Annotated in this window: 2 protein-coding genes; one reads left to right on the forward strand and one right to left on the reverse strand. The window is 42.1% G+C overall.

Going from position 1 to position 1810, the window contains the following annotated elements; genetic code table 11:
- Window positions 1-234 (forward strand): hypothetical protein (locus ABZB17_RS22350; RefSeq protein ID WP_372653868.1); only part of this gene is annotated, 234 nt, incomplete at its 5' end.
- Window positions 235-249: 15 nt separating this feature from the next.
- Here the strand turns inward: ABZB17_RS22350 and ABZB17_RS22355 are convergent.
- A complete protein-coding gene (locus ABZB17_RS22355; protein ID WP_372653871.1) occupies window positions 250-1641 on the reverse strand; it encodes an aminopeptidase P family protein in 1392 nt (463 codons plus the stop codon).
- Window positions 1642-1810 lie beyond the last annotated feature (169 nt).

A 1810-nucleotide genomic window follows, 5' to 3' on the forward strand; every position in this document is an offset into this window, starting at 1 on the left:
GCTGAGATGGATTTTGATTACCTGATAACGGTGGGCGAAGGAACAAGCGAGGAGTTAACAATTCCGAAAGTAAACTATAAACGGAAACTGCATTTGGGCTTTAAAAGCCCGTATAAAGGCGCTAAATCGCAGGAAGAAATTCGGGAAAGGTGTTGTGCCGTGCGCGATGAGCTTCTGTCGGAAATGGATTATTTTTACCACCGGATATTAAAAAAAAGGCATCCACAATTATGAATGCCTTTGTATGATTTATCCTTGTTGAACGATTTTTTCAACTTCATCCGGATCAATCGGAACCCGCTCTCCTATTATTTGGCTACCTGTTTCGGTAACAAGAATATCGTCTTCCAGCCGGATTCCGCCAAAATCACGGTATTCATTCACCTTATCAAAGTTTATAAAGTCTTTGTTTACGCCTTCGGCCTGCCATTTATCAATTAGCGCCGGAATAAAATAACAGCCCGGTTCGTTGGTGATTACAAAGCCCGGTTTTAACCGTTTTCCCAAACGCAAAGCTGCTGTTCCAAACTGATCGGCCGGTCTGATCTCATCATCGTAGCCCACATAAATCTGGCCGAGATCTTCCATGTCGTGTACATCCAATCCCATCATATGTCCCAAACCATGTGGAAAAAACAGGGCATGTGCTCCGGCTGCAACGGCTTCTTTTACATCGCCTTTTATCAGCCCCAGCTCTTTTAATCCGGCAGCAATTACCTCTGCTGCAGCTAAATGAACCGACAAATAGGTAACACCCGGTTTGGTAAGCTCTGTAGCCTTATTGTTGGCCGCCAAAACCACCTGATAAATCTCACGCTGTTTACTGGTAAATTGGCCGCCAACCGGAGTAGTACGCGTAAAATCGGATGCATAATGAAGTAATGATTCAGCACCGGCATCGCATAACATCAACCGGCCATTTTCAAGAATTTGCGAATGATCGTGGTTATGCAGCGTTTCGCCGTTTTGCGAAAGAATGATTGGGAATGAAGCCATTCCGCCACCGGCAAATGAAATTCCTTCCATAGTTCCGGCAATTTTTTGCTCCCAGGTCCCGGGTTGTGCCATGCGCATTGCTGCCACATGCATCTTATAACCGGTTGCACAGGCTTTTTTTATCTCTTCAACTTCCTGCGCTTCCTTAATTTCACGAATCGAGATAATGGCTTTAATAAACTCCAGCGATGCATGACTTTGAACTGATAAGGCAGAAAGTCCGGTTAATTTTTCCAGTAAAATCTTGTTCTCGCCACGGTACGGAGGCAGGAAATGAACTGTTCGGTTGGCATTCATCGCTTTCTTAACAATGTCGAAAAGTTTTGCAAACGGCGCTGTTTGGGTAATTCCCACTTTGGCGGCATTATCTTTTAAAGGAACCTGTGGTCCCATCCAAATAATGTCGTCAATCTCAACATCGTCTCCAAAAATGTATTCGTCACCACTTTCAAAGTCAATTACTCCGGCCAGCCCGGGAAAATCAAGACCGAAGAAATAAAGGAAAGAACTATCCTGACGAAAATGATAAGTATTATCCAAACAGTTCATTGGTGACTCGCCATTTCCGAGGAATAATCCGACACCTTTTAAACCCTTGGATTTCAATTTATTTCTACGATCGATGTAAGTATTTTTGTCAAACATATTGTGCAGTTTTATAAAAATTTCACGAAGATACTGTTTCTGTAATTATTTAGAATGTAATAAGATTTAATAGAAGTTAAAGATAGCGCTTCGTGTTAAGAATTGAACTGACTGTTGTCACAAGTACCATCGACAATCAAACATCATATAATCTGATAGTAAAAATTAA

The organism is Draconibacterium sp., from assembly GCF_041583095.1.
Classification (GTDB): Bacteria; Bacteroidota; Bacteroidia; order Bacteroidales; family Prolixibacteraceae; genus Draconibacterium.

Bases quoted from the DNA above. Each gene is read 5' to 3' on its own strand.
- ABZB17_RS22355 (WP_372653871.1), bottom strand. From the start codon at position 1,641: ATGTTTGACAAAAATACTTACATCGATCGTAGAAATAAATTGAAATCC.